This is a genomic window from Bacillus cereus group sp. MYBK79-1 (genome assembly GCF_051915365.1).
GTDB lineage: Bacteria > Bacillota > Bacilli > Bacillales > Bacillaceae_G > Bacillus_A.
Window position 1 is genome coordinate 822,999 of record NZ_JBQAEO010000001.1, and the last position, 25,966, is coordinate 848,964.

Here is a 25,966-nt window from a genome sequence, read left to right on the forward strand (position 1 = left end):
GGAAGTATGATTGATGAAGATTGATGGTGTTTTTGAAGGGGGCGGTGTACGCGGAATTGCGCATGTAGGGGCAATTTGTGCGTTAGCTGAAAAAGGCTATGAATGGGAGCGTGTAGCTGGAACATCAGCTGGTTCCATTATCGCTGCGCTCCTAGCAGCAGGATATTCTTGCTCCGAGTTAAAAACGATTATAAATGATATTGATTATAATAAATTTACGAAGAAAACCTTTATTGACAGAATTCCATTTATCGGAAAAGGATTAAGCGCATGGACTACTCTTGGTATTTACTCTAATATTTTTATAGAAGAATGGATTGAAGAATTACTTCGAAAAAAAGGAGTTCACTTATTTACAGATTTACCTGATTTAAATAAACTTAAAATTATCGCTTCTGATATAAGTAATGGTAAAATGGTTATCTTTCCTGATGACTTACCGAACTACGGATTTTTAAATTATCGTTTCTCTATTGCTAAAGCTGTAAGAATGAGTAGTACAATCCCCTTCTTCTTTGAACCGGTAAAATGGAGAACCCCTAAATGGAAGCAACCTTGTTATATGGTTGATGGAGGGATTTTAAGCAATTATCCAATTTGGATTTTCGACTCATCTACCTCTCCTCGCTGGCCAACTTTTGGGTTTCATTTCGTAAAAGATGAGATTCAAGCTGACCCAGCCCACTATAACGAGCCTATCTCCATGTTCAAAGGACTTTTTAAAACAATGATGCAAGCCCATGATTTACGTCATTTAGATAAGGAATCAAAAGCAAGAACAATTACAATTCCAACAGGAGCCATTACTAGTACAAACTTCGACTTAACAAAGGAAGAAAAAGAGTGGCTATACAATTCTGGTTATAGTGCCGCAAATAAGTTTTTACAATCGTGGAACTTTAGACAATATATTGATGACTATAGAAACGGACATCAGGACCGAAAAACAAATCGGTATTTCCGCCAACTTGACTCATAAGACTATTATTTTTCATACGAAAACACGTAACGCTTTCAAAAAAAATAAGCCTAGTAATATCATATATTACTAAGCTTATTTACTTCCTGCATCATTATTATACGTTGCTTAAGGATACGTTAACCCTTCAGCTTCTTCCGCAGTAATAACTGTGTATCGATTTCCCGTTCGTAATCCTAACAATTCTGCTTTTTCAATTGCTTCCCGCTTCGTCTCCGCATATGCAGCTAAATATTTTTCTCCATTGATAATCTGGCAAATTACATATTGTTTCATTACTTTCTCCTCTTACTTTTTCATTAGTTGCGCAAGTTTTTTTATACCTATTTCAATTTCTTCTAATGTAGCGTATGAATATGATAGACGCAAAAATTGCTTTGCACTTCTATCATATAAAGTACCTGAATTTAATAAAATCTTTTCTTTTAAGGCTTTGTCAAATAAGCTACGGTTTGAAACGGGTACATGCATATGTAACCAAATATAAAAACCACCTGCCGGTTTGTACCAAGTTGCTATATCACGACAATATTCCTCTAACATTTGCAACATAAAATCTCTACGTTTTTTCAACTTAGTTCTTACAAACTGTAAATGCTCATCATACAACCCATCTGCAAACCATTCCGCTGCAATTTGCTGGGATATAGAACTTGAACCATAATCTGTTTGCATTTTTATGTCTGCCAATCTTTGAATGACTGGCTCAGATCCAACAATCCATCCAATTCTTAATCCTGGACTAATGACTTTAGACATACTTCCAATATGTAGTACAATTCCATTTTTATCATATGCTTTTAAAGGCTTTGAAACAGGCTCATCAAACCATAAGTCTTGGTACACCGCGTCCTCTATAATCGGCAAACCAATTTCGTTACATATTTCCATCACTTCTATTCGTTTCTTCGCATTCATACTAAAGTTCGTCGGATTATGAAAAGACGGGATTGTATATAAAATAGATGTATTAAATTGCTTCTTATATTTCGGAATATATGATGCATGTATACCATTCTCATCCATTGGTATTCCAATTAAACGCATTCCTGCAGATTGAAAAACATTAAGCGAATATAAATAAGATGGTTTTTCTAATAAGATGGATGCCCCTTTTGGAAGAAGTCCCATAGAAATAAGTTGCAACGCTTGAATTGCTCCTGAAACAATTAATATAGAATCAGGAGTTACATATACACCATGTCCTTTTAAATAGTCCGCAATTTTCTTCCTTAAATAGAAACTTCCTTTCGGTTCTTCATAGCCAAGTGTCACCTTTGACGCTAAAAGCTTATTCATAATATCTTTCATCTTTTTTTCAGGTAAAAGGCTTGGCGCAAGCTCAGCTGTTCCTAAACGAATTACATGCGGATAAAATTCAGCTTGATTAATCTCTTGAATAGCAGGCAGATTCGGATAATGAAGTCCTGTTTCTACATAAGACTGCCAATTAGGCGGGGGTGCGTACGTTGAAGCATTCTCATTATTATTTACAACAATTGTTCCTTTCCTGCCGTTCCCTTCAATGTATCCCTTTGCCACTAGCTCATCGAAAGCCATTACAATTGTACTCCGGTTCACACCAAATGTGTGTGCCAAATCTCTTTGTGAAGGTAATTTCGTTCCAACAGTCCATTCTCCATTCACAATTCTTTCTTTTATATACGTTTCTATTTGTTTATACAGAGGAGTCTCTAGAGACATACTCGGTTTCCAAACGAATCTTTCCATCATATCACCTTATGTTCTTTTTGGTTGGTAACCTCCCCCAACCATATGGATGGATACAAACTTTCATTTCTTCTATACAATATACACTATCATAATGAATTTAAATAGGAGGTAATATGATGAGTGAAGCAATTATTCATGGTATCATTCTTGCATTTGGTCTTATCATTCCACTCGGTGTCCAAAATGTTTTCGTCTTTAACCAAGGTGCGAGCCAACCAAACATTTGGAGGGCAGCGCCTGTCGTATTAACTGCTTCTCTATGTGACACGTTACTTATATTAATTGCGGTGCAAGGTGTCTCCCTTGTACTCATTACTTTTTCTTGGCTAACTAACTCGTTATATATAATTGGATTTTTCTTTCTCCTATATATGGGCTTTGTTATTTGGAGAAGTACCCCTTCCAATGATATAAAACAAGAAAACAGCATGCCATTAAAAAAGCAAATCCTTTTCGCTGCATCGGTTTCTTTATTAAATCCACATGCAATTTTAGATACAATCGGTGTAATTGGAACAAATTCTATTCAATACATAGGAAGTGAAAAATGGGCTTTCACACTTACAACTATTATCGTTTCTTGGATTTGGTTTATAAGCTTAGCTTTAGCGGGGAAATTTCTAAAAAGAATAGACTCAACTGGAAAGACAATCGTATTATTAAATAAATTTTCGGGCCTCATCATTTGGGGTGTCGCACTTTATATGTTAAAACAAGTTATTTATTCTTAATGAACGAAAGAGAATTGCATGTTACTGAAAACATCATGCAATTCTCTTACAAATTATGAAGTAGGTTCCGGTTTCTGTTTTACCGTCTTTGCATCTTTTGCTGGTTTAATCCAAATCATTGCTATAACAGCACCAATACCAGCGAAAATACTTGTTACATAAAACACTTCATGGTCAGCACCTTTCATGAAAAAAGAATATAGAGGTGGTCCAGCTGCTACACCGATAAACCGCATTGAACTATAAAATGACGTAACTGTCCCCCTTTGCTCCTTTTCAATTCCTTGTGTAATTAGGGCATCTAAACATGGGAGTGCCATACCAATTCCGATTCCCATAATAACAAGACAAAGAAGCAGTAAATAGATTCCTTTTATAAATAAAGGAATGATAACTGATGCAGCGGCCATTAAAAAACCAATATAAATACACTTCTTCATCACATTTTGATTATCTCCAATTTTTTTACCGGCCATATATGAACTAATTGATAGTACAAGTAACGGGATAGCAAGTACACACCCTTTCCAAATACCATGAATGTCATACTTTGATTCCAGTTTAGTCGACAAATAAAAGAGAATTCCGAATAAAATAAGCATAATAATTGCACCTAATACAAAAATGGCAATCAACCATCTTCCCTTTTCTCGAAACGTAGAGAGAATAGATTTTATAAACTCTTTAAGTGGTGGTACTTCTCCTTCTTGTTTCTTTGCCTTTACTAGAACAAGTAATAAAACAATTGATACTACACATAAAACTGGAATCGCCCAAAATGGTAAGAACCATACAATGGCAGCAAGAGCAGATCCTAAAATAGGGCTCAGCACTTTTCCAAATGTATTGGATGTTTCAATGATTCCTAAACCTGTACTAACTTGTTTTTCATCTTTGTATAAATCACCAACACACGGTATAACAACTGGCATTGCACCAGCAGCACCAATACCTTGAATCGCTCTACCGATTAATATCCAAGTGTAGGGATTATCAACTTTCCAAGACACCCAACCAGTTATAGCTCCTCCTATAGCCGCAATCAGCAAACTCGGAACCATTACCATCTTTCGTCCCCACCTATCTGATAAATAACCAGCAATCGGTATAAGTAAAATGGCTACAATGGAATAGATTGTAATAATCATGGATACTTGAAACGATGAAATATGTAATTTCTTTTCGATAGTCGGTAGGATTGGAATGAGCATTGAATTCCCTAATGTCATAACAAGTGGAACTGATGCAAGCGCAATTAAACAACAGTTTTCTTTTTTTAACATGTTGGCTTCGGAACCCTTTCATCGTATATTTCTGACCATATAATAGCCCTGCTGGAACATAATTTTTCATTCCACCAGGGCTATTACATCTTTACTACTTCCCATTTGCAACAAAAGAAATTGGGGAAAATATAGTATTATTCCTATTCTTTGAATCCAGTTCGCAATATATCCATACCAATTAATTGAAAAAAAAAGAAAGGAAGAATCCTTCCTTTCTCCTATAACCTTCTACAATTAGCGAGTATATCCGCCACCAAGTTGTTGTTCTGCCATCGCTACTAGACGTTTTGTAATTTCACCGCCTACAGAACCGTTTGCACGTGAAGAAGTGTCAGCCCCAAGTTGTACACCAAACTCTTGTGCAATTTCATATTTCATTTGATCTAAAGCTGCTTGTGCTCCATGTGATGCTAATTGATTAGAATTACGATTTCTAGCCATTACCAATCACCTCCTTATTTATATATAAATTGTGTTAAATTTCAATTTAAATACATGGTAATTTTTGGTTATTTTTACTTTTTAAAAAAGAGTCTCTACAAGGAGAGACTCTTACATCTTTTTATATTAAGAAATTACTACTTCTAAATTTCTATTTGTTAATACTTTCATTTCTTCTTTTAATACATCTTTCGCATTATGTCCAAACCATTCAAGTGAAGCAAAATGGTCAGTTTCTCTCACTTCCTGAATAATCTCATCATAATTTACGATACCTTCAAATAATGGAACCATACCAATTCGACTTCCCGCTGCTGCATATACATTATTCGGTTCAAACACATGTAAATAATCTGCTGACGATATATTCTTAAAATGGTAATGTTGTATCCACGGTTTTAGTTGATGGAAACTGTCTATTGGATTTGCTCCCGACTCCCATATATGAAGAAAATCAAGGTTTATTTTCAAATTCGGATGATCTACTTCTCCTAATAATTCCAACGTAGAAGGCAATGTATCCGTTAACGTATTTGGATGTGTTTCTAAAAGTACATACATATTATGCTGAGCAAATACTTCACAAATGATGCGAATACGCTTCACATACTCTTTTCTCTCCTGTTCCGAGAAATCTTCGCTACCTTTTTGTCCAGCAAACGTACGAATTTTGTTCGTTTTAAACCAATTAGCTAGTATTACAAGTTGTTCACATTTCTCTATCGTTTTTTCAAAATCTACCGATAATGATATATCTAAGTAATCACTTATCATCGTAATTTCTAAGTTTTTATCCTTTAAACAATTCAATTCTCGTTCTGTCGTTTCATACTCTTGCATATACAAATTTTGTGCATGAGTCCCCCACAATTCAATTCCTTCAAAACCGTTTTCATATGCAAATTGAACAATATCAGTAAATGAAATTAATTGATGACGAAAGGAAATAGTACATAATGAATATTTCATAGGTTTGAACTCCCTTATCTTAAATTCAGTTAAGTTTTTAAAATGCTAAGACAGACTCGTTTGTTTTCATTTCTTTCCATGATAAAAACTGTCTCTCTAATTCAGCCTTTATTTGCAGTTCAATTGCATTCATTTCATCCAGCTTTTCAACAATTGATAATAACATATCTTTATTATTCGTCATCCCCATTTTAATGGCACGATACTGTACATTTGTAAATCCTTGTACAATATCCTCTACCCGATCACACCAATAATCAAACTCTTGCTCCGAATATTGCAACGTTTCACGGAAGTATGCAAAGGCATGTTCATAACTATATTTACGAATTGCAAGTACGGGTATTTGTTTCACTGCCGCTACAAGACCAGAAAGCGAATACCCTTCTTCTTCATTTGCCATTTTTATAATTAAATTTTTCAGCTCCATCGTCAGTTCATTGTCAGTTCTTTTGAAAGTTTCTATGAAATAACTCGCTACCATTTCTTCTGTTGGCTCCTGAATTCCTTCTACATCAATGAAATACCCTCCACCAAATGGGTTATCTTGAACAGAGTGAAGCACTTTTTCTCTTTCCATATTCCCTTCCCAGCGAAAATCAGGATCTAGCATGAACCACTCTTCTTCTTTCTCTGTCTTTGATATCATTAAATAATGCGGAAACGGTTTTTGATGAAATTTATTTTCCCTCTCTGGTAATAGAGACATATCCACCATTACAATGACATATCGATTTTCTGGCTTGTTTTCTACTAATTGTAAAAACGTTTCTACATTGCTATCTTTATCTTTTGCATGATCGTACCACTCGTTCACTTTCGTACCATACAACTTTTCATACCATAGTAAGTAATTATCATGGTTAATGTTTTCGGAGTGATACGAAATAATGCCACCTTCTGTTATATCGAAATCTCCATCCCATAATCCAAAATAAAAGGGACGAAAATCTATATCGCTACGCCTTTTTATAATTTCGCAAAAACAACTCACTAAACAGTGAACTTTAATTGAAGTCATACTCTCATCTACTTTCCTAAAGGTTAGTTATTCACATTCACTTCCTGTAACGGCTGTAATCCCTCCATAAAATCAAGTAAAGATCCTACAGTAAGAAATGCTTTTGGGTCTACCTCATCCTCTGGAACGCATAGCTTTACATCCATTTCTATGTAGACTATGAGTTGTAACATCATTACCGAATCTATATATAAATCTTGGTTTAAACGCATCTTTTCTTCTAAATGCGTTACATTTTTCAGCTCCATTTTTTCTGTCATAATTTTCAACACTTCATTTTTTAATATTTCACGTCTCATGTTGTAACCTCTCCCATCTCTAATAATTTTCTACTTACTTTTCCAGTTTTATTTTTCGGAATTTCAGTTACACTTTCAATCTCATGCGGAACTTTATAAGGTGGTAAATGCTGCATACACCATTCTCTTATTCGCACTGGATCAATATGAGAGATTACTTTCGCTTTAACAATTTCGCCCATCACAGGATGTTTCCCCCGGTATACAATTGCCTCTTGAACACCTTCTAGTCGAAGCATCGTTTCTTCTACCTCTATAGGAAACACTTTTAATCCTGAAACGTTAATCACATCATCCATGCGCCCGACAAAATGAAGGCCACGCTCAGATTTATACCCCAAATCTTTCGTGAAAATTTCTTTATCGTTCATTTTCACTACGATTTCTTCAGGCATATTTTCATCTGAACCTATGCTTATACTCGCATGAGGTAGTGGATTTCCTAAATCTAAATGGCTTTTCATATCATGACATATACTAATACACCCTGCTTCAGAACAACCGTATTGCTGCATCATATATGTTGTCGTTTCTTTTAGTTTATAAAATAATGCTTCTGGCAAAGGCGCTCCAGATGTCATAATTTTATGAAACTGAAACGTTCCTTGCGGGAAACTCCCCATAATATGTAACATAAGTGGTACTGCATATATGATATGTTTTTCTGTATTGCGAACTATATTTAATGCAAATTTAGGGTTTTTATTCGTAATGATGATAGGTTTACTTCCCCTTGTAATTGCAGATAACGTACCACATATAAGTCCGTATGAATGTGAAACAGGAGCCATAACAATCGGCACTTCATCCTCTTCACAGTTTAAAGCTTCATTATAAGCAGTAATCTCTGTATCAACTTCCGTCCATGCTCTACGAATCAGTTTCGGTTCTCCCGTAGTTCCAGAACTATATTGCAATAAAGATGGCTCTTCTAGTAAAGAGTTCACTACTTCTAATTTCGTAAAATCATTATATTCTCTACATAAAATTCCGATACAATTTGCACGCTTTGCCATTTCAATAGCCGTTTCTTTTGGGGTATCTTCATGTATTAGCAATACTGATGCTTTCTTTTCTTTTAAGAAAAACACAAGCGTAATAATATCGAATGGATCTTTCAAACAAAGCGCAAATCTATTTCCTGCTACTTCTTGAAATTGTTCCATCTCCTTATAAACTTGTAATCTCAAATCAAAATCACTTTTACTATACTCTTCTTTATTAACGATTAGCATAATTTCCCCCTGCAGTAACTGATTTTTGTTTCATAAGTTGTCTTGCTTTATACAATGGATTTGGAACTTCATGAACAAGTGATTCCACATCTAAATATAAACGACGCTTCGTCAATTGCTCGGCATAAAAAGTAGGTGTATATAATTGAATCCTTTCAAACCTCTCTTTTAAATGTGGATATTTTCTAAAATGATTTTCAATTTCTTCCACAACCATCATCCAAAAACTTTCTTCTTTCCAATCATATTCATCCGCAAGTACGAAAGCTAATTCTCCTACATTAAATAAGAACAGTGCATCTAATACCATCTCTTGTAAACATTCAATACGTTCCATTTCAAAGAAATCATTCATTTTTCCATTCGCATACGTTTTATGCATTTTAGTAAAGTCCGGACATTTATTTGTTTCTTTTAAGAATGGACGATAAAACTCAAGTCCTTCATGGAAATCCTTTAATGCAATACGGATAGGTAGCCCTTCTTTATGAACTAAAATCATATTTTGTCCATGTGATTCTAATGCGATCCCATGCTCTACAACAAGATGTATAACTGGAATAATTGCTTTTTGAATAAGTAATCGCAACCAATTTTCTATCCCATATTTGTTTAACCATGTATCAATAACTGGTGTCCGGTTCTTCTCTTTTGCATATAAACCGTTAAAGGGAACTGCATCTTCTTGCTCATCTAAATAATTATGAACACTTTCACGCCAAATGCACCCTAATGAACCATATGTGGCTTTCTTATTCGTATCATACGTTACACTCGAAAATTCCTTTAACAAAATGATGCGCGATTCATCACTTAAATAAGAATCCTGACTTACGATATCACTTAGCCAATTCGATATAGCTGGTGCACTCGCAACTGAATATGGTTTCAGCGTACGGAGTGTTGAAGTATTAAGCATGTTCAGTGCTAACTTTACATATGGTCTCTTTGGATTCGTAATATTTCTTAACGTCCTCATAGATTGTTGCGCACAATAATCGTCCGCTGATCTTCCTAAATACATAATATTTTTATTTTGTATATGATCGGCGTAATTGGGAATGATAAAATTTTCCCACTGCCAAGGATGAACAGGTATAAACACGTACTGCTTTGGATCACATCCCGAACTGTGAATTCGTTCCATATACACTTCTAATGTAGGCTCTTCTACCTCACCTTTTAAAATATTGTCATAAATCACTTCATTTTCATAACCTACATTCGCATATTTCTTATGGGCTGCAATCCATATAAGTTTTATTGGCCTCATAAATTCATATCCATATTGAAAATTGTCACGATATTGAAATCCAATGCGTGCTTTATAGCTAGGATGATATGGATGACCGTCTATTAAATGGCTTTCAAAGTCATCGTATGATTTTTGAGTATATTTCAATTCATTACAGCTCTCGTATTGCGCAATCGTGTCTTTAAATATCGTTTGTTCTAATTCATGAATAAAAGAATGTAATTTCGTTTGTTCTACGTTAACAACTCGAAAAACCTCTTCCAAAAATTGCGAAACTGATTGTATTTCTTGTTTTCCCTCTTGCACTCTTACTATTAATGAATCTATAGAGATACGTCCAAATGTCATTCGCTCTCTTCCGTAACATTCGTACGTAACACTTTTGTTGTCTTCATCGAGTCCTTGTATAAGAAAAAGAATTTGTTCTTCGCTTTCTATACGAACTGGCGTAATGATCCCCTCATAAATTAACGACTCTACTAATTGACGTAACACTCTTCTTCTTACTGAAATGTAATCTTTTGATTCAAGCGCTTTCAATATTTTTGTATGATACATGTCCATTCTCATAACCCCTCCACCTTATGAAAAATACCATTATTTGTATTACGTGAAATTTTAACGTTATTTATGAACGGACAGCCACTTCTCTAACGAGCGGATTCTGTACCTGTACGTAAATCGCTTGTTCTAAAGGGTTACTTAACTCATCAACATCGAAAAATCTCGTTAATAAATTTGCTTTACATGCCAATTTATCCTCTTCTAACAATTCTCTTAAAAAGGTCGAAGGTTCACGGTTATAAGGAAGGAATGATTCAAGTACAGATCTTAATTCCGAGAGAAGAATTTCCTCCTTAATTAATCCAGCTGTACCAAATCCGTTAATGAGTCCAAACATATGATTGAAAATTAAGTAGTAACGAAATCTTTCATCTACAATATAATCGTCATATAAATTTCCAGTACGTTCTCCAATACCAGCTAACTCATTATTAAGCATCTCTTTCATTGAATTACAGAAATAAAACCCTTGATTATCACGGAAATAATATTTTACTGGGTAACCGTCCTTTAGTTGAACAACACTATTTTGCTGATGAGCTTCTAACGCAACACCATAACGTAAGTACATCCATACCATCGGCTTTAAAGAAACATTCATATATCGTCTAAACCAATCTAAACTTACTTCTTCGCAGGTTCTACTTTCCAAATCTGCTAGTCGATGAATAATATTCGATAAACGAGTACGTTCCCCAGGTATAGCATCTTGAACTAATCCAGCAATTAAAGTAGCGTCATTTGCATGTTCACCATAAAAAGGATTCTCTCGTATAATTACTTCAAATCCAGATTCTTTTGCCCCGTAATTTAATGTAATAAATGCTGGATCACAAATAAAATCAAAGCCCGGGAACTTCTCTAACACTTCACCAATTGCTGTATTTAGCATTTCCTTTCCTTCAAGACCACTCTCTAGTTCCTTCAATTTATTAATACGCATTGAATTTGTTACTTTTACTGGAAATGAAAACTTAAGCATATATTTTGATTTGGGATGATATAACGTCCTAAGTGATGATGTTGCCATATAATACTTACCTACAGGACCGATATATTCAAGTACGCCTTCATCTATCCAATCCTGTACGTAAGATTGGTGTAATAGCCATTCTGCCTGAAGCGGATGAATTGGAAGTAATGAATATTCATCTTCATTACAATACTTCGATATAAATTCTTTACAAACCATCTCATCATTACATAACTCTTCTTTTAGAATTACTGTTGTAGAATCTAGCAATAATGATTTTTCATTTACTATACTTTTATGTGCCCTAAAATAATGAAGCTGACATTCTCCTTTTAATTCTGGAGAATACATTGCGCTTTTCCATTCCAGAATACCTTGTCTACTCTTTGGAGTTGGATGAGTTAAATGTCCAAATAATAAAGATTGCTCCGCCTCTATAAAGGATGTATGAAAACCGTATAATGCAGATGTATCTTCTTTTCTCTCCTTTGTAAATCCCTCAATATTTTGACAACTACAAATAACTCGAAGCATAAGTTCAGCAGGATTTGTCCCTTCTCCGTAGTTGATAGACATCTCTTTTATTAAGAAGGTAATAACTGTAACGTAATCAGCTTTAATAACAGAATTACTTTCTCCAATTTGATAATAAAACTGTTCTCCAAACAAATGGCGATCTGTTGCTGATTTATATATAACTTCTCCATACAAAGTAACGTTCTGTGCTGATAGCCGACAATATAAATATGTGGGGACTATATCTCTATTCAACGTATTACTGAAGATACTTTTCATTCTTTCATCCTCTGTAATCCATTCTCCACTCCCTGTTTCCCTTAAATAACAGTTTAAAAAACTTTGTAATGTTGCATGTTCTGCGATTTGTTTCGCATGCTGCATGTTGGTCCTCCTCTTTATATTAAAGCTATCGAAATTTTATATAATAAACAACTATTGAATATCGTTATCAATTATGATTCTAATTGATAATGATATTCAATTCAATAGTATATTTCAGAATTTTTTTATCTGATTTAATTTTTCTTGTTTTCTCTCTTTTCTTTAATCTAGTTAAAAACTCACGAAAAAAATACTCAATTTCAAACTACATACTTACTATTTTCATTAGTAATCCATCCAAAATAGTTAAATAAAAGAGGTATACCTTAATTGGTATACCTCTTTTAAACATAAAGTTTACATAATAATATTATTTATATCTCTCCAACAATATGCTGTCTCTTCTACCTGTACTCGCTCTAAAAATTTTGTATCAATTTTTTCTGGATTAAATTTTTCATAAAACTTTTTAGAAGGGTTATTCGTAACTACCCAAACTAAAAGTGATTGCATATCATTGTTTATACATTCCGATAATAAAGCTTGAAATAACTGTTGTCCTATTCTCATTCCTTGATACGACTGTAAAAGGTAGATCGCATATAATTCCCCATCACAATTATATGCACCACTTCTTTCAACTCCCCCATCAATGAATCCAATTATAGTTCCATCTAACGTCTCTGCTACAAATCTATATTGGTATTTATCTTCTTGTTGAAAAATGTTTTCCCATTGTTTTTCTCGTTGCTCATATGTTATATTTTCTAAAAATTCGTCAGCAAATATCCCTTTATACGTTGTTTTCCAGCTATCAACATGCACCTTTGCTATACCTCGTATATCATCTTTTATCGCTCTTCTAATATGTATTTCCATCATTTCTCCCCCTTGTTATTCATCATTATATCAATGTATCTCCTTAAAATTCCAAGTAAAAAAAAGAGTGAATGCACTTCACTCTTTTTTATCACAATTATCTACTTTCCACTTCAACTGAAACAACACGATCAATCTCTTTCAGGGAACTATATAACTCTGTTGTATATAAATCTTCTGGAGCTAAAATAACCATTTCCAGTTGCTGAAATGCTCCACTATCTATATCTTTAATTTTTACGCGTTTCACATGCATACCTAAATTTTTAATTTGCTTAAATATACCATCTAACTCATGATGCTCTTTTACAGTAATTTTTATAGATAAATCCTTTTGTCTTAATGAATACGGACCTGCAATTTTCACGAGTTGTGGAAGTACGTTAATTGCTAAAATAATTAAAATCATAGCAACCGTCGCTTGTAAATAAAATCCTGCCCCAATTGCTATACCTAAAGCTGAAGCAGCCCATACCATAGAAGCTGTCGTTAATCCAGAAATGACATCATTACTTCTTCGTAAAATAACACCTGCTCCAAGAAAACCAATCCCGCTCACAATTTGAGCAGCTAGACGCATTGGATCCATATTTGTATGCCCTGGAACAGAATATACATGTACGGCTTCAATTGAAACCATCGTAATTAAACAACTTGCTACAGAAATAACCATACTTGTTTTCACACCAAGCGGTTTATTCTTTAGCTGCCTATCTATCCCGATGAATAATCCTAAAAAGAGTGCTAAACCTAATTTGAGTAAAAATTCATATGACATATTTCCATTCTCCTTACTTTACAATGTTTCCCTTGGAATAATTCACTATAACTCTTTTATGATATCAATTCTAGTCTTTTCTATTCATTCAACGTAAAAAACCGAAAAAACATTTGTAACGATGTTTCTCCGGCTTTTTATTACGCTTAAGATTCTTCTTTATTTCTGATCTTTAATCTTAATCTCTGCATCTTTGTAGAATGCTAATTTACTGTCATTATACTCTTTTGTAAAATTGTTAAATTGCTCTTTTGATTTTTGTGCTTCCACAGTTAATTCATTAACAGCCTTAACTTTTTCACCAATCTCTTTTAATTTCGTTTCTTTTACTTTTAATTTTTCATACAGTTCTTTTTCAGTCGCTAACGCCTTCGTATAATTTTCATTCATCTTTTGGAATGCATCATAACGGTTTTTATACGACTCTTCTACTGCTTTCGCTTGTTTTTGTAACTTCTTATCTTCAAGCTTCTCTATATTTCCTTGAACAGATTTTGTTTCTTTCTGAGCTTTTTCTAGCATTTCTTTCTCATTTTCCAATACTTTTTCACGGTCATCTATATTTGCAGTAGCTTGCTCTATTTTCTTCATAACAGCGTCATTATGATCTTTACCTTCTTGTAAAATTTGAGAATATAGTTCTTGACCTTCATTCTCTAATTTCTCTAACTTTTTCGCTTCATCAACTAATGATTTTTCTTGTGTCGCTGCTGTTTCAAAAGCTGTATATAGATTTTCTTCTGGTTTTTCACCGAAACAACCTGTTAATAGTCCTACTGATAGTGCTCCAACTACTGCTACTTTTCCATACTTCAACGTTCATTCCTCCATTACATACGGTTATCATGCCAGAAATTCACTGGGAAGTGACTCTCTTCATGATAAGCTTCAAACTCATAACCCTTTTCTTTTAACCCCTTTAAAATTGCTGGTACAGCAGCAACTGATTGTGGGTGAATGTCATGCATTAAAATGACTTCTTGTGGTTTTGTTGCATTTGTTATTACATTTTGAGCAATTTGTGCTGCAGCTGCATCAACTTGCATTTTGTTATATTTCCAGTCTAATGAATCAATTGTCCAATCCCATACTTTAAAACCGCCCTCTACCACTTTATTTCGAAGACCTTCATTTAACCCAGGCATCGAACCATATGGTGGACGTGTTAATTTAGGTGATTTTCCAATAATATTTGCGATTAAAGTTTGATCTTCTTTCATCTCATTTACATACTCGCCATTTTTATATAACTTTGCAAAATTATGTGTCATACTATGCATACCTACATAATGACCCTCTGCATTTTCACGTTTCACTAAATCCGGAAATTCTTTTACATTCGCTCCAATTAAAAAGAACGTCGCCTTCGCATCATGCTGTTTTAACATATTTAACAATTCAGCCGTATATTTCCCAGGGCCATCATCAAATGTAAGATAAGCAACTTTTCTTTCTTTTCCATTAAAACGACTTGGTGCCGTTTTATTCATTTCTACTTTCGGTTGTTCACTTGCAAGCTGTACTACGTTTTCTTGTTTTGCAACAGCCTTTGCTGGTGAAGTAATGGATTGAAACATGAAATATCCAATAGCTACTGCTGCAATCGCAATTAAAACGAATACTAATCTTTTAATTTTTAAAGCTTTTTCCATTCTATCGAATTCCTCTCCCTATTAATCTTATATATAAATCACCCAATATAATTATACATCTATTTATTTTATTACACTATATAAACAGACTTTATATGTATTATAATGGGATTTTTATCAAAATGGTTGTTCCTATTCCTTCTTTACTTATAATACTAATTGTACCTCCATGAAGCTCTACTATTTTTTTAACGATAGCTAAACGGTTATTAATCTAGTAAAATGACTGTTCTATATATGGTAAATGCTCTGTAGCAATTCCAATCTTTTCGTCTTTCACCTTTATCACTGCTTGCCCTTCATTTTTAGTCGCTTCAATGTGTATTGTACATTTTTCATGTGAATATTTAATAGCATTTTAAACAATATTCAAGAAAACTTGCTTTAGCCTATTTCGATCTCCCATCAATTCAATTCTTTCTATCGTATGAATAAATTGAATTTGCCTTTCTTCAGCATTAGGAGTTAATTGCCAAATCGTCTCCTCTAGTATATCGTATATTTGCACCTTTTGTTTATATAAATTAAAATGATTTAAGTATAATTTGTCTAAAATAAAAAATCGTTACAGAAAAATTACAAATCCAACCCGATAAAAAAAGATTGGCGAAGGCCAATCTTTTTTTATTATTCGTTTCGAACTGGTTTTGTTGTTACACCTAAATGCTGATTCAATTTATTTGAAATGTCTTTCACATTTTTTTCATTTGGAATGTAATAATAAATACCACCGATACGTTTATCCGTACCTTCAATTTGCATTTTTTCCATTTCCAAGTTAGATCCTGCCATATTTTTTGTAATAGCAAGCATATCATCGAAAGTTAAGTTCGTTTTCATATTATTATCAACCGCATCAAGTAAAGAGCCCATTTTGCTAATTGATTGCACAGACATCGCTTTTTTAGCAATTGCTTCTATTACAAGTTGTTGTCTTTGTCCACGCATTGCATCACTATCAATTTTACGCGTTCTTGCAAGTGCAAGTGCTTGTTCTCCATTTAAATGTTGGAAGCCTTTTTCTAAATGAATCATACCTGCTTGGTCTTTACTATCTTGCTCTGTGAAAGTAACTGGTACATCAATATCAATACCACCAAGTGAATCGACAATTTGTACGAATGATTCGAAGTTAAACTTCACATAATAATCAACAGGAACATTTAAAAACCTTTCCACTGTATCTCGTGTACTTTCAACACCACCAAATACGTGTGCGTGGGTAATTTTATCTAATTTCTTTTTAGATGGAATATAAACACGTGAATCACGCGGAATACTTACTAATTTAACTGACTTATCATCTTTATTAATTGTCGCTAATAAAAGTGCATCTGTTCGAACTGCCTCACCGTATTGACTTTTTCGCATTTCACTACCATCTACACCCATAATTAAAATGGAGATGTTATCCTTTAAAGGCTCAACTTCTTTATCACGTTTTGATGATTTATCAATTTTTGCATACGCATCACTTACAACTGCTTTTGCTTTATTATATATTAACGATCCATACCCTACTCCTCCAAAAATAAGTAAGAACAATGGAATTATAATGAACCATTTTATCGACTTTCTTTTAGAACGTTTTTTTCTGCTTCTCGTATTTTGTTCTAATTCAGAGCTCATATCCATTCGCCTCTCTTTCTCTTTCCCTAGTATAATGTATGTCTAGTATTCTTCATATTGAATTTCCTTTCAATTACCTTACAATTTTGTAAGGTTACTGCATGAATCCAATATGTACTCCATTTCACATTATACTCTCGTACTTATTTTTAGCAAGTCACTATTTTCCAACTTCAAATATTTAGCACTTCAAAACATCCTAAATTACAGATTTATAAATGTATTTATTTCGAATCGCTCGATTTCCACCTAAAAAGTCCGCAAGATTAAAGAACAAAATTAGTAATGCAACAATACATTTCATACTATTTCTCAAGTGGTGTATACATTGTTTTCTTCCCATAATTATTAATGATAGCGGATTTTGCTTTTAGTTTCGTCTTGTCTATTTCTATTTCTTCATTCGAGAAATTCACAATAATTTTAATATCTTTTCCATAAGAAGCAGATTGAACTAATTTATCTTCTGACAAATATGCAAAGTTCGTCATTTCTTCTTTTACTGCCTTTTCATGAACTTCATTCCAAACTTTCAGATGGTGCGTAATTTCTTGCTTATGCTTTTTCCACTCTACTTCATCTAAATGGTACAACGGAGGAACGTTATACAATAATTCGTATAGCATACGGTTTCCTACTTCATCTTTTACTTTCAAACTTCCCCATTCCCAGTGGTGTGTTGTAATAACTGAATCATTGTATACTAATTTATATAAAGGTACCGAATATACTGGATTTAAATATACTTGTTTATATTCTTCTTTTAACGGTACTTGTTTTGCATATTTTTCTGGAACATTTTGATTCGGTGACCAATACCCACCCACATAATACGGACTTGTTTTGTTTTTCCTCATATCTTCATCGTCCCATTTAATAACAGGTGTTTCAATGCCGTGAGCAAATGCAATCGTGCTACTTGCAAAATCATTTCCACCCTCAGATCCAACTACCATACCTTTTTCTTGCGCAATATAATCCATACGTTGCAACCTTGCTTTTAAATCTTGTTCTTGTGTCGTTATATGTTTAGCCGAATAGTCATCGTAAATTTCCCCTGTTGCATCACAATCAATAAACCATGAATTGTATTTAGGCCCATTTTGTAATATATCGTTCATTCGCTCTTTTACACTAGGAAGAGATAAAGTTGGATTTAATTTTCGCCCTCTTCCTAAAAACCCTTGCACCTTTTCACCATTTTTCTTCGTCACAGTTGCCTCTTCATATAACGATGGATCATGAAAAGAAGCTGTATTCCAATTTTTATCAGCTTTTTCGTGAATAGAATGGTAAGAATCATACGGACCAACTAAATATCCCATTTTCTTAGCTTCTGTCACGAAATTAGGCTGCATATAGCCTTGTTCCCAGTTTGGTAAACCAATCCACGCATTGTCTATTCCTGCCGCTTTCATTTCCTTTATAATATCTGTTCCATCTGCCTTACCCCATTTACTTACGTCTTCAATCGCATCACCGAGCGCTGATTTTAATACATGCTTATTTAAGTTATATAACTCCATGTTCGATAAATGATCTACACCTTTGTTTAATAACTCACTAGCGTTCTGATCAACTTTTTGGAAAATATCCTCCTTATACAATTCCTTCATTGATAATACTTCATTTATATAACGCAAAATCACATTTTTTTGGTACTTATCAATGAAATCTTGTTTACTTACTTGCTCAAATACATTCAGCTCCCCAGGCTCTGAACTATTCTTTTGAATAAGCTCTTTTATATGACTGAACACAGGACTATTTATTTGCTCTCTTATCTTCGGCCAATTTACGTTACTGTCAGACAAACCATTTTGATTCCAAAAATAAAAATGAGCCGCACCATAAAGTTTTTCAATCTCTTTATTTTTTCTAGCTTTTTCTTGTAATGTTTTAAATTCACCTTTTCCAGCAATATTATCCTGATACAGTTTAGCAATACTCACTGCATCATTATTTGTCACATATAATTGAAATCCATATGTTTTATTTTTATTTATACTCGGGAATTCATGTATAAAATCAAATCCTATTTTCGGATCCGCATGAAATTTCAATTCATTATTAAACATATTGTTCGCAATATATACAATGGAATATTTCGAACCATTTAACGCAAAAAACTTCATAGAAAATGATTCAGCAAATGAATATGCATCATCCTTTAAAAACTTCTTCCAATTTTCATCATTACTCGGAATTCGCTTTCCTTCCCATAACGGAAGTGTATAATTTTCAGCTTGTACTTTCGGCCATGTGAAGCTTTCTGCACCAATTGATTCCACTTCAATATTTAAATGATCTTTTTTCTTTTCTACATTCACTTTTACTTGTTGATCTGGATATTCCCAAGATGTACGCCCCTCGTCTTTTTTTACATTCGACACCTTCATTTTCGGTAACGGCTGTGACGCCTGTTCCTTTACACCATCATGTTCTACCGTTAACGTGAAAGTCTCTGGATTTACATCGTAAGTAAATTCTTTATACGTCGCTTTCTTTATTTTAGACTCTTGTACAGCATTATTACCTTTTACATCACACCCGACTAAAGTCGAAAATGACATAGTTGTAAGAAGACATATCGCTATCATTTTTTTCATCTTCTGCACCTCCACCACTGAATATACAGGGGATTTGTTACAGGAATGTGGCAAAAAAATAGAACCAGCATAACGCTAGCTCTATTTTCCGTATTAAGAATAAATTTATATGGACAACTTTAACCTTCTTAAAATATATGTAATACAATAACCGTGTTTTTTCATCCTCACTACTTATAAAAGCAAATAATACTAAGCTTTAGCATGCATTTCTTAACTAAAAAAATAAGTGTATATAATATAACCTAAAACTAGCACTACAATTACTAGCACTGTACCTTTCCAATTCATACCACCCGCCATATCAACTGGACTACCTGTTTCAGCTCTGTTGAGTCCATCATGTAAAGAACCGGTAGGATTATTTTTCAATTCACTTTGCCTTATACGTTCTCTATTCTCTTCTGGTGACTCTTTCTTCATACGATCACCTCCAATTGAATACACCCTTTACTAAATTATACATTATTACTTTTCTTTTATATGCCAACTGAAAAGATATTTACAACAAAAAAAGCTAGCAATGCTAGCTTTTTTATAGCCCTATATGTTCTTCTTTATTTACAGTAATTCCTCTATGATCGATTTCTAGCTCACACACTTTCATTGACGTAAATACTCTCGCTAATTGCTCAGCAATTTCTTGACGTTTATCATATGGCGTTAATATAAAAATAGATGGGCCTGCACCACTAAGCGCTGTGCCGTATGCTCCAAATTCTTTTGCACATTTACGAATAGATGGTAATAACGGGACTAGTTCTAAACGAAATGGCTCGTGAAAATGATCTCTTTCCATCATTTCACCTACAACTTCCCACTTCTTTTGACAAAACGCGGCTACTAATACATTGCTTATTGCACTAGCCTTAACAGCTTCATGAAACGGAAACACATCTGGTAATACAGATCGGCTTTCCTCTGTATTTAACTCTTCATTCGGAATAAGAGAAATTACGCCTAATTCCTTACTTTCGATTCTTACAACCGAAACATTCTTTCCATCAAGTGCTCCGATTACAGTTCCTCCTAATATAGAAGCAGCAACATTATCTGGATGTCCTTCAAAATTTGTAGCAATTTGAACTTTTCGATCAGTTGTTAAGTTCAAATTGCCAAGTTGATTCGCAAGCTCTATCCCAGCTACAATTGCTGATGCACTACTTCCTAGGCCTCTTGTTAGCGGGATATTACTAGTAACTTCTATTATATGGGGTGATAAAGAAGGACATACTTTACATGCCGTGCTAACGATTAAATTTTTATCGTCTGCGGGAATTGACTCTTCAAAGGAGTGGATCACTTGCCATTTATCAGCCTTCTCTTTTACTACTACATTTAAATACAATGACAAAGCTATTCCCACTGAATCAAATCCAGGCCCAACATTCGCTGTACTAGCAGGAACACGAATACTTAATGGTATCACGACATAATCACCCCTTTAATATGCTCTTTAATTTGTTCTATATTATTTGAAACAGTTGCAATGTCTAATGTATTAGAAGAAATTGCGATATCAGGATCTTTCAACCCGTTTCCAGTTAATACTGCAACAACTGTTTCTCCTTTTTTGATTTTTCCAGATTGAACATGTTTAATTACGCCGGCTAATGAAGCATTTGATCCTGGCTCAGCGAAAACCCCTTCCGATTTTGCTAATAATCTATACGCATGTAAAATTTCTTCATCTGATACCATATCTATTTCACCATGAGACTGTTTAGCAGCCTCTACGGCATATGACCAACTTGCTGGGTTACCGATGCGAATCGCTGTTGCAATTGTTTCAGGTTCTTCAATGACATGTCCTTTTACAATTGCTGCTGCTCCTTCCGCTTCAAACCCGTGAATTCTTGGCTTCTTATAGCCTTTTTCTTTCTCATATTCACAGAAACCTTTCCAGTACGCTGTAATATTTCCAGCATTCCCAACAGGAATCGCTAAAACATCTGGTGCACTTTGCAACTGATCACAAATTTCAAACGCTGCTGTTTTTTGCCCTTCAATTCGATAAGGATTCACTGAGTTTACTAATGTAATCGGCTCTTCCGCAGCAATATTTCTTACAGCCTTAAGTGCATCATCAAAATTCCCTTCTATTGAAATGATTTCAGCTCCGTAAGCGACTGCTTGCGCTAATTTTCCATGTGCAATCTTTCCTTCAGGGATTACGATTATACATTTCATTCCAAGGCGTGCCGCGTATGCTGCGGCCGATGCCGAAGTATTACCTGTTGATGCACAAATAATTGCCTCTGAACCTTCTTCTTTCGCCTTCGCAACAGCCATTACCATACCACGATCTTTAAAAGAACCTGTCGGATTCGCTCCTTCATACTTACCGTATAACTGAATTCCTAATTGTTTTGATATATTTAATAACGGAATAAGCGGTGTATTTCCTTCCATTAAGCTCACATCAGGTGTATTTTCATTCACCGGTAAATAAGAAGCATACTGTTTTAATAATCCTTTATACATATTGTTTTTCCTCCTCAATAATGTAGTAGCTATTTATTTCACTTGCGACATCTTCTATCGCTCCTAAAACTCGTTCAAATTGATACTTTGAAGTCTGATGTGTCACAACAACAACTTCTGCAAGTTCACGATTTAAAGGTAATTGAATAACTTCTTTTAAACTTACAGAATAATTAACGAAACATTCTGTTATTTTTTGTAACATCCCAGGTTCATCTCGTAATGAAATACGTAAGAAATATTTCGAAACGACTTCTTCATCCCCTTGTAACTCATATGGCTCTGGTTCTTTTAACACACTTTTATTTTTCGGAACTTGATTCATATTTTTAACGATTGAAATAATATCACTTACTACAGCAGAACCAGTCGGCAATTTTCCAGCTCCAGGTCCGTAAAACATTACTTCTCCTACTGCTTGACCGTGAACATATACTGCATTAAATTCATTATTTACATTCGATAATGGATGATGACTTGGTAAAAGAGTCGGTTCTACACTTAAATGAATGGCTGATCCTTGTTTCTCTGCCTTACCAATTAATTTCATAGTAAATCCTAACTTTTCAGCCATTTGTAAATCTTCTTTTTCGACCTTTCGAATCCCTCTTACTTGCACATCATCTAAAGAAACATTCATCGAAAAACCTAAGTTTGCAAGAATGGCTACCTTTCTTGCCGCATCTAACCCATCTACATCCGCTGTTGGATCCGATTCTGCGAAACCTAATTTTTGCGCTTCTTGTAAAGCCTCTTCATACGACCATCCATTTTGACTCATCTTTGTTAACATGTAATTTGTTGTTCCATTTACAATTCCCATTATTTTTTCAATTTGATCTGAAGCTAATCCGTCTGTTAACCCTCTTAACACTGGAATACCGCCCGCTACACTTGCTTCATAACATAAATCACAATCATTATCGTTTGCCAGTTGGAGAAGTTCTGCACCGTATACAGCCATTAAATCCTTATTTGCTGTTACGACATGTTTCTCATTTCGTAAAGCCTTAACAATATGCTGCTTTGCTTCTTCAATTCCGCCCATTACCTCTACTACAATATCAATATTTGGATCATTTAGAACTTCATCGACATGACTTGTTACTACGATCCCATCAATGCAAACATCACGTTCTTTTTCTAAGTCACGTACAACGACTGTCTTTACCTTCACTTCATACCCTGTATCAAGTGCAATTTTTTTATAATGTTCTTTCAAAATATGGACAACACCACTTCCGACCGTACCTAAGCCTAACACCCCAACATTAATAACGTTATTCATCTTCTAATCTCCTCCTACAATCTTATTTTTTATCTCGATCAATCACCTTGCTCTGCTTTTTAATCATGCAGGTGGTGGTTATTTCCGTACTTACAAATCGTTTCATGTTACAGCACCTCCTTTCAAAGTAATAAAAAAACACACTCATCCCTAGGAAAGGGACGAATGTGTTTTCGTGGTTCCACCCTTGTTCCAACCCAGACTTATTTCCTTCTAGATTGCTCAAGTTCAGATAACGGCTGATTCCGTCAATAATTACTAGATTACTCGTTCACTATTGAAGTTCAAAGGTGGTAAAATCATTTCTCGTGTTAGGAAGCTCACACCCTTGGCTTCCCTCTCTGTAAACCGTAAAAATGATTCCGTGTCCTTATCGTTACTTTTTCGTTCATGTTTATTTGTTAACTCATTATACTCGCATAAAAAACAAAATCAATACTATTTTTAATTATTTTAAATTTTCAATCTTAAAATCTATAAAAAAACACACTCATCCCTAGGAAAGGGACGAATGTGTTTTCGTGGTTCCACCCTTGTTCCAACCCAGACTTATTTCCTTCTAGATTGCTCAAGTTCAGATAACGGCTGATTCCGTCAATAATTACTAGATTACTCGTTCACTATTGAAGTTCAAAGGTGGTAAAATCATTTCTCGTGTTAGGAAGCTCACACCCTTGGCTTCCCTCTCTGTAAACCGTAAAAATGATTTCATGTCCTTATCGTTACTTTTTCGTTCATGTCTATTTGTTAACTTATTATAGTTATCAATTTTTTAAAAAGCAAGCCTATTTTTACTAACTATTTTCAAAATCATTTTTCATTATATTTCACAATAACATTTTACAACTGTCGCTCGATTTACCTATTTTGCAATTCACCCCAGCTTTTAAATCAACAGTTCATATATAAATATCCCATTTTAAAACGCGTACATATCCACCTTACAAAACTATATTAATAAAGTTTTTTCAATACAATCTTTTCGTATAACTTTCTTCTAAAGAACGGGCAACATCTTCTTCTGAAGCATTCACTTTCGCATGCTCCAACAACATTTTTGCTGCTGAAGGTAACTCTTTTTTATTTAACCAAGATTCTGGATTCCACATATTAGAACGAATAAAAGCTTTTGCACAATGAATATAGCATTCCTCTACTTCCACAACAATTCCAAGTGACGGATTGCGTCCATTCGCCTGCATTTCTTGCAAAATTTCTTCATCGTTTGTAATATATGCTCGGCCATTTATTCGGAGCGTCTCCCCAAGACCAGGGATCAAAAAGAGTAACCCTACGTGTGGATTTGAAATAATATTCAAAATGGAGTCTATACGACGATTGCCTGGTCTTTCTGGAATGATAATTTTATTATTATTTAATACGTATACAAATCCAGGTGCGTCTCCTCTCGGCGAAGCATCACACTTTCCTAATTTATTTGCAGTAGATAATACTAGAAAAGGAGATTTGGCCAGAAAATCTATACAATGGTGGTCTAAGGATGAAATAACTTTTTTCAAAGCTCGCTCACTTGGTTGCCCTAATATTTCCCGTAATTCTTCCTCTGCTGAAATAATCGATTTTATTTCCTTACTTTCTATCCCCACGTATACGCACCCCTTTTTCTTTATTTTCCCAAAATTCAATACTAATATTGTATAATAAAATTTGCAGAAAGGGGAATTTAAATGACAGAGTGGTTAACAATATTTGACACTAAAAGAAATATACTCGGGAAGAAATTACGTGATGAAGTGCATCGTGACGGTGATTGGCACGAAACATTTCATTGTTGGTTTGTAGAAAAAGATACTGAAGATATGTTTTTATATTTCCAATTACGCTCTAAAAATAAAAAAGAAGCTCCGAAAATTTGGGACATTACTTCAGCTGGACATATTATGCATGATGAAGAAGTAGAAAGTGGCGGTCTTCGTGAAATTGAAGAAGAATTAGGGCTTTCCTTTCAAACTACTGATTTAGCATACAAAGGAATCTTTAAAATAGATTATGAAATTTCAAACCTTACGGATCGCGAGTTTTGTCATATGTATTTTCACAATGTCATCAATCGACTTCCATTCGCACCAGGTGAAGAAGTAGACGATGTGATGAAAATACATGCAACCTCTTTTCTACAACTATTAAAAAGAGAGATTTCATCTTTTACGGCTATTTCTGTTTTAAACAATAAACCGATAACGATAACATTTGAAGATATTTATCCATATGATCTTGCATACTATGAATTTGTTATAAAGCAAGGAAAAGACTTACTAGAAAATAATAGTTTATAAATAAAATAGGACTCCCATTTTAA

General features: G+C 34.2%; 24 protein-coding genes, 1 pseudogene and 2 other annotated features. Of the genes and pseudogenes, 3 read left to right on the forward strand and 22 right to left on the reverse strand.

Features of this window, described 5'->3' with window-relative positions; all coding sequences use genetic code 11:
• Positions 1-13 precede the first annotated feature (13 nt).
• Positions 14-979: a patatin-like phospholipase family protein gene (locus ACTFOB_RS04275; protein ID WP_440024677.1), complete on the forward strand. Its 966-nt coding sequence runs from the start codon at positions 14-16 to the stop codon at positions 977-979.
• 108 nt (positions 980-1,087) lie between these two features.
• On the opposite strand, the gene ACTFOB_RS04280 is transcribed toward ACTFOB_RS04275, so the two are convergent.
• Together ACTFOB_RS04280 and ACTFOB_RS04285 are read right to left on the reverse strand one after the other, a co-directional pair.
• Positions 1,088-1,255 carry a DUF3933 family protein gene (locus ACTFOB_RS04280; RefSeq protein WP_149175537.1) on the reverse strand — a complete coding sequence of 56 codons (168 nt, stop codon included), beginning with the start codon at positions 1,253-1,255 and terminating at the stop codon, positions 1,088-1,090.
• A 12-nt stretch (positions 1,256-1,267) separates the two neighbouring features.
• A complete protein-coding gene (locus ACTFOB_RS04285; protein ID WP_440024678.1) occupies positions 1,268-2,713 on the reverse strand; it encodes a PLP-dependent aminotransferase family protein in 1,446 nt (481 codons plus the stop codon).
• 116 nt (positions 2,714-2,829) lie between these two features.
• On the opposite strand from ACTFOB_RS04285, the gene ACTFOB_RS04290 reads away from it, so the two are divergent.
• Positions 2,830-3,444 carry a LysE/ArgO family amino acid transporter gene (locus ACTFOB_RS04290; RefSeq protein ID WP_440024679.1) on the forward strand — a complete coding sequence of 205 codons (615 nt, stop codon included), beginning with the start codon at positions 2,830-2,832 and terminating at the stop codon, positions 3,442-3,444.
• Between the two features lie 53 nt (positions 3,445-3,497).
• Here ACTFOB_RS04290 and ACTFOB_RS04295 read toward each other — a convergent pair whose 3' ends face one another.
• The 20 genes and pseudogenes from ACTFOB_RS04295 to ACTFOB_RS04390 form a co-directional block, all read right to left on the reverse strand.
• A complete protein-coding gene (locus ACTFOB_RS04295; RefSeq protein WP_440024680.1) occupies positions 3,498-4,727 on the reverse strand; it encodes an MFS transporter in 1,230 nt (409 codons plus the stop codon).
• A 237-nt stretch (positions 4,728-4,964) separates the two neighbouring features.
• A complete protein-coding gene (locus tag ACTFOB_RS04300) occupies positions 4,965-5,171 on the reverse strand; it encodes an alpha/beta-type small acid-soluble spore protein (RefSeq protein WP_000113545.1) in 207 nt (68 codons plus the stop codon).
• 126 nt (positions 5,172-5,297) lie between these two features.
• Positions 5,298-6,140, reverse strand: a complete 843-nt coding sequence (locus ACTFOB_RS04305) for a sugar phosphate isomerase/epimerase family protein (protein WP_440024681.1) — start codon at positions 6,138-6,140, stop codon at positions 5,298-5,300.
• 37 nt (positions 6,141-6,177) lie between these two features.
• Positions 6,178-7,161 (reverse strand): petrobactin biosynthesis protein AsbE, encoded by a 984-nt coding sequence (gene asbE, locus ACTFOB_RS04310; RefSeq protein ID WP_440024682.1) that lies wholly within the window; start codon positions 7,159-7,161, stop codon positions 6,178-6,180.
• A gap of 23 nt (positions 7,162-7,184) precedes the next feature.
• A complete protein-coding gene (asbD, locus tag ACTFOB_RS04315; protein ID WP_151630756.1) occupies positions 7,185-7,460 on the reverse strand; it encodes a petrobactin biosynthesis protein AsbD in 276 nt (91 codons plus the stop codon).
• Positions 7,457-8,695 carry a 3,4-dihydroxybenzoic acid-AMP ligase AsbC gene (gene asbC, locus ACTFOB_RS04320; protein ID WP_440024683.1) on the reverse strand — a complete coding sequence of 413 codons (1,239 nt, stop codon included), beginning with the start codon at positions 8,693-8,695 and terminating at the stop codon, positions 7,457-7,459. The genes asbD and asbC overlap by 4 nt, the downstream gene beginning before the upstream one ends.
• Positions 8,682-10,520 (reverse strand): IucA/IucC family protein, encoded by a 1,839-nt coding sequence (locus tag ACTFOB_RS04325; protein WP_440024685.1) that lies wholly within the window; start codon positions 10,518-10,520, stop codon positions 8,682-8,684. The genes asbC and ACTFOB_RS04325 overlap by 14 nt, the downstream gene beginning before the upstream one ends.
• 58 nt (positions 10,521-10,578) lie before the next feature.
• The gene (locus ACTFOB_RS04330; protein WP_440024687.1) at positions 10,579-12,387 is read right to left on the reverse strand and encodes an IucA/IucC family protein; all 1,809 of its coding nucleotides are present in this window, start codon (positions 12,385-12,387) and stop codon (positions 10,579-10,581) included.
• A gap of 297 nt (positions 12,388-12,684) precedes the next feature.
• Positions 12,685-13,206, reverse strand: coding sequence for an N-acetyltransferase family protein (locus tag ACTFOB_RS04335; RefSeq protein WP_440024689.1), 522 nt, complete (start codon positions 13,204-13,206; stop codon positions 12,685-12,687).
• Positions 13,207-13,303: 97 nt separating this feature from the next.
• The gene (locus ACTFOB_RS04340; protein WP_000119503.1) at positions 13,304-13,984 is read right to left on the reverse strand and encodes an MgtC/SapB family protein; all 681 of its coding nucleotides are present in this window, start codon (positions 13,982-13,984) and stop codon (positions 13,304-13,306) included.
• A 159-nt stretch (positions 13,985-14,143) separates the two neighbouring features.
• A complete protein-coding gene (locus tag ACTFOB_RS04345; RefSeq protein ID WP_440024691.1) occupies positions 14,144-14,800 on the reverse strand; it encodes a YkyA family protein in 657 nt (218 codons plus the stop codon).
• A gap of 14 nt (positions 14,801-14,814) precedes the next feature.
• A complete protein-coding gene (locus ACTFOB_RS04350; protein ID WP_440024692.1) occupies positions 14,815-15,636 on the reverse strand; it encodes a peptidoglycan-N-acetylglucosamine deacetylase in 822 nt (273 codons plus the stop codon).
• 100 nt (positions 15,637-15,736) lie between these two features.
• Positions 15,737-16,183, reverse strand: a pseudogene (locus tag ACTFOB_RS04355) (sensor histidine kinase); the annotation flags it as partial.
• An 80-nt stretch (positions 16,184-16,263) separates the two neighbouring features.
• A complete protein-coding gene (locus ACTFOB_RS04360) occupies positions 16,264-17,265 on the reverse strand; it encodes an LCP family protein (RefSeq protein ID WP_440024693.1) in 1,002 nt (333 codons plus the stop codon).
• Between the two features lie 305 nt (positions 17,266-17,570).
• A complete protein-coding gene (locus ACTFOB_RS04365) occupies positions 17,571-19,874 on the reverse strand; it encodes a glycoside hydrolase (RefSeq protein ID WP_440024694.1) in 2,304 nt (767 codons plus the stop codon).
• A gap of 213 nt (positions 19,875-20,087) precedes the next feature.
• Positions 20,088-20,297, reverse strand: a complete 210-nt coding sequence (locus tag ACTFOB_RS04370) for a DUF6366 family protein (protein WP_440024695.1) — start codon at positions 20,295-20,297, stop codon at positions 20,088-20,090.
• 112 nt (positions 20,298-20,409) lie between these two features.
• On the reverse strand, positions 20,410-21,303 hold the full coding sequence (gene thrB, locus ACTFOB_RS04375; RefSeq protein WP_151630765.1) for a homoserine kinase: 894 nt from the start codon (positions 21,301-21,303) through the stop codon (positions 20,410-20,412).
• Entirely contained in the window at positions 21,300-22,358 is a 1,059-nt protein-coding gene (thrC, locus tag ACTFOB_RS04380; protein ID WP_440024696.1) for a threonine synthase, read from the reverse strand. The genes thrB and thrC overlap by 4 nt, the downstream gene beginning before the upstream one ends.
• Positions 22,351-23,646: a homoserine dehydrogenase gene (locus tag ACTFOB_RS04385; protein ID WP_440024697.1), complete on the reverse strand. Its 1,296-nt coding sequence runs from the start codon at positions 23,644-23,646 to the stop codon at positions 22,351-22,353. Before ACTFOB_RS04385 ends, thrC begins: the two co-directional genes overlap by 8 nt.
• Positions 23,647-23,800: 154 nt before the next feature.
• Positions 23,801-24,032: a binding site (T-box leader), on the reverse strand.
• Between the two features lie 114 nt (positions 24,033-24,146).
• Positions 24,147-24,378: a binding site (T-box leader), on the reverse strand.
• A 236-nt stretch (positions 24,379-24,614) separates the two neighbouring features.
• The gene (locus ACTFOB_RS04390; protein WP_440024699.1) at positions 24,615-25,253 is read right to left on the reverse strand and encodes a pyridoxamine 5'-phosphate oxidase family protein; all 639 of its coding nucleotides are present in this window, start codon (positions 25,251-25,253) and stop codon (positions 24,615-24,617) included.
• Between the two features lie 81 nt (positions 25,254-25,334).
• Here ACTFOB_RS04390 and ACTFOB_RS04395 point away from each other — a divergent pair, with 81 nt between their 5' ends.
• Positions 25,335-25,943 carry an NUDIX hydrolase gene (locus ACTFOB_RS04395; RefSeq protein ID WP_440024700.1) on the forward strand — a complete coding sequence of 203 codons (609 nt, stop codon included), beginning with the start codon at positions 25,335-25,337 and terminating at the stop codon, positions 25,941-25,943.
• Positions 25,944-25,966: the final 23 nt, after the last annotated feature.